The sequence below is a fragment of the Shewanella sp. genome (genome assembly GCF_051658185.1).
GTDB lineage: Bacteria > Pseudomonadota > Gammaproteobacteria > Enterobacterales > Shewanellaceae > Shewanella.
In genome coordinates this window covers 1-3,930 of sequence record NZ_JBOFMC010000407.1, presented here as the reverse complement: position 1 = coordinate 3,930, position 3,930 = coordinate 1, and the positions used below count along the sequence as shown (strand labels likewise).

Sequence of the window (3,930 nt, the reverse complement as noted above, 5' to 3'; positions counted from 1 at the left end):
ACTGTGGCTGGATCAGTCTATCTGCCTCAATCATCTACATTTTCCTATTACCGCATCAAAGGTATGACGCAAGTGAAACCTCATTGAATCCCAATGGCACTGTTGAGTGCCCCCCTTAATGGTGCCCTGTCGCGCCAATCAGAGCATTGATTTAAGTGCGGCCTTGATCAGGGTTTCAGGATCCATGCCCTCTTGATAAGCGCTAGCAACGGCTTTACTCGCCTGAGGAGGCTTATAACCGAGTGAAATTAATGCCGCAATGGCATCTTCCTCGGCACTATTAACCGTGGGGGTTGGTGCATAGTTTGATTGCAGCACAAATTCGCGTTCCGAACCGGCAGAAGCTTCCATCAAGCTCTTGAGTTTATCCCGCATTTCTACCAGTAATCGTTCAGCCGTTTTCTTACCCACACCGGGCAATTTTACGAGGGTGACGATATCATCACGCTCAACACACCCCACAAACTCCGATGCCGTCATCCCTGAGAGAATGGTTAATGCCAATTTAGGGCCAACACCGTTGGTTTTGATCAGTAAACGGAATAATGCCCGTTCCTGTTTTTTGATAAAGCCGTATAGCAGCTGCGCATCTTCACGCACCACAAAGTGGGTATAAATCACGACCTCATGGTTGATGTCGGGTAATTCATAAAAACTGGTGAGGGGCATGTGTAACTCATAACCGACCCCATTAACATCAATCAGGATTTCGGGTGCTTGTTTTTCAACGAGCACGCCCCGTAAACGACCTATCATCTGTACCGTCCGTATGTTCTGGCCGTTGCTCGACCACTTAATGCCACCAGACTCTGCTGGGTGTGATAATGGCATACCGCCACCCCAAGGGCATCGGCGGCATCCGCTTGCGGGGCAGCGGGCAATTTTAACAATTGCTGGATCATGTGCTGCACCTGCTCTTTTTTGGCTCGGCCCGTGCCAACAACGGCACTTTTGATTTGGGTGGCACTGTATTCCGCAACGGCTAAATTCGCTGCTGTGGCCGCCACTATCGCCGCGCCGCGCGCTTGGCCTAACTTTAACGCAGAGTCGGCATTTTTGGCTAAAAATACTCTCTCGATAGCAAATTCATCCGGTTGATATTGGCGGATAATTTCACTAAGTCCATCAAAAATTTGCTTCAGCCGTTGGGGTAAATCTTCGCCCGACGTGCGAATACAACCGCTACCTAAATAGATCTGCTGGCGCCCTTGACACTGGATAACACCATAACCAGTGATCCGCGAGCCGGGATCTACCCCTAAAATAATTGCCATGAGTTGCCTACTGTTGGGCCTCAGTCGTTTTAGCGCTGAGACGCTTTAACCTTCAGTTACGCTTACAACTAAGACCCTGTTAAGGTTGACACTGAAAACGTTGACGCTGAGAACGTTGTCTATGATAACTCAGGGCTATGAGAACTAAGGCTATGATAACTAAGACACAGAACACTTAAACACTCATCACCTAGACGCTTAGGATTTCCCCATTAAGCACGTAAAGAGGGATAATCCTAAACGCAGGTTCACCCCATCTCAGTCTCAGTGTTACCAAAAATCAGGCCGATTACTTGCCCTAGGGTTAAGCCAAATTTTCCATGATTTCATCAGAAATTTCAGCATTATGATACACCTCTTGCACATCATCATGCTCTTCGAGGGTATCGATAAGGCGCATAAATTTCTCGGCGGTGTCCGCATCTAACTCGGCTTTTGTCGAAGCGATCATCGCGATCTCGGCATTATCGGCCACGAAGCCCGCTGCATCGAGCGCCTCTTTTACCTGATAAAAATCAATGGGATCGCTAAAAACATCGATAGCACCATCCTCATAGCTCACCACATCTTCTGCACCGGCTTCTAAGGCCGCGTCCATCAGGGCATCCTCATCGATACCAGGCGCGTAGGATAATACCCCGCGCTTGGTGAACAAATATGCTACCGAGCCGTCGGTTCCTAGATTACCACCGGATTTGCTAAACGCATTACGCACCCCACTCACGGTACGGTTACGGTTATCCGTCATGGTCTCCACCATCACCGCCGTCCCGCCTGGGCCATAGCCTTCGTAAATAATGGTTTCGAGTTGTTGTCCTTCAAGCTCACCCGCACCACGCTTGATCGCACGCTCAATGGTATCGCGCGTCATATTGCCGCCCAGCGCCTTATCAATGGCGATGCGCAAACGCGGGTTTGAATCGGGATCAGAACCACCTTCACGGGCAGCAACGGTTAATTCACGGATAAATTTAGTAAACAGCTTACCGCGTTTAGCATCTTGTGCCGCTTTGCGGTGTTTAATGTTGGCCCACTTACTGTGACCTGCCATGGGAGCTCTCCTCTAATCAGCGCCAGTTAAGCTCTTATCAATAGCTGAATATCTCACAGATTGGCAAACGGCACCTTAGGCTTTAATGACACTCAAGAGATTGAAAAGATAGAAATGGCGAGATGATAAAACAGACCGAGGCTTACGCCTCGGTTTTTAATACAACGCGAGTCTCTGTCAAACGACAGATTACTCTTGGGGCTTGCTAGCTTTTTCCGCCACGGCGATGCCCAGTTCAGCCAATTGCACAGGATTTGCAAATCCTGGAGCATTGGTTAATGGACAGGCCGCTGTGGTGGTTTTCGGGAAAGCCATCACATCACGAATGGATGTCGCTTTGGTCATCAACATAATAATGCGGTCTAAACCAAAGGCTAAACCAGCATGTGGCGGTGTACCATAACGCAGCGCTTCGAGTAAGAAGCCGAACTTCTCTTTCGCTTCTTCATCGGTGATCCCCAGAATACGGAATACCGCAGACTGCATTTCTTGGTTGTGGATACGTACCGAACCACCGCCCAATTCGCAGCCGTTTAATACCATGTCGTAGGCATCTGACACACGGTTAGCAGGATTAGCTTCAAGCTCTTGTGGTGTCACGCCGCGCGGGGCGGTAAACGGATGGTGAACGGCGTGGAAACTGCCATTGATCTTCTCAAACATCGGGAAGTCAACGACCCACAATGGACGCCATTCTCCCTCAAGCAGATTAAAGTCTTCGCCAGCTTTCAAGCGCAGCGCGCCCATCGATTCGGCAACGACTGTCGCTTGATCTGCACCGAATAGAATGATGTCACCGGTTTGGCCACCTGTACGACGGATGATTTCGTTAACAATGCTCTCATTCAAGAACTTAAGCACAGGTGATTGAATGCCTTCTAAGCCTTGGGTCAGATCGTTAAGCTTCATCCACGCTAAGCCCTTGGCACCGTAGATGCCAACATACTTAGTGTAATCGTCGATTTGTTTACGGGATAAACTCGCACCACCCGGAATGCGCAGCGCGGCAACACGGCCTTCTTCATCATTGGCAGGGCCTGAGAATACCGCAAATTCAACGTCTTTGAGTAAATCTGCCACGTCCACCAGCTCTAATGGATTACGTAAATCCGGCTTGTCTGAACCAAAACGACGCATGGCTTCGTTATAGGTCATGCGCGGGAACTCGCCTAAATCGACGTTCAGCATTTCAAGGAACAGACCACGCATCATTTCTTCAGTCTTAGCCATCACTTGCTCAGACGTCATAAATGAAGTTTCGATATCGATCTGGGTGAATTCTGGCTGACGGTCAGCGCGTAAGTCTTCATCGCGGAAGCATTTGACGATTTGATAGTAGCGGTCGAAACCTGACATCATCAGCAGCTGTTTAAACAACTGTGGCGATTGTGGCAACGCAAAAAACTGACCTTTATAGGTGCGGCTTGGCACTAAATAGTCACGGGCACCTTCTGGGGTTGCCTTAGTCAGGATAGGCGTTTCGATATCTAAAAAGCCATTTGAGTCGAGGAAACGACGCACAGCACTGGTGACTTTCGCGCGGAACATTAAACGCTGGGCCATTTCGGGGCGACGTAAATCTAAGTAACGGTACTTAAGACGTTG

4 protein-coding genes are annotated in these 3,930 nt (G+C 49.2%); all 4 read right to left on the bottom strand.

The features are described from left to right. Positions 1-138 precede the first annotated feature (138 nt). Positions 139-756 (bottom strand): Holliday junction branch migration protein RuvA, encoded by a 618-nt coding sequence (ruvA, locus tag ACRCZA_RS15170; protein ID WP_438675229.1) that lies wholly within the window; start codon positions 754-756, stop codon positions 139-141. After that, entirely contained in the window at positions 753-1,274 is a 522-nt protein-coding gene (gene ruvC, locus ACRCZA_RS15165) for a crossover junction endodeoxyribonuclease RuvC (protein WP_438675228.1), read from the bottom strand. The genes ruvA and ruvC overlap by 4 nt, the downstream gene beginning before the upstream one ends. A gap of 304 nt (positions 1,275-1,578) precedes the next feature. After that, the gene (locus tag ACRCZA_RS15160; protein WP_438675227.1) at positions 1,579-2,325 is read right to left on the bottom strand and encodes a YebC/PmpR family DNA-binding transcriptional regulator; all 747 of its coding nucleotides are present in this window, start codon (positions 2,323-2,325) and stop codon (positions 1,579-1,581) included. 189 nt (positions 2,326-2,514) lie between these two features. Continuing rightward, positions 2,515-3,930: aspartate--tRNA ligase (gene aspS, locus ACRCZA_RS15155; RefSeq protein WP_438675226.1), on the bottom strand; the 1,416-nt coding region annotated here is incomplete at its 5' end.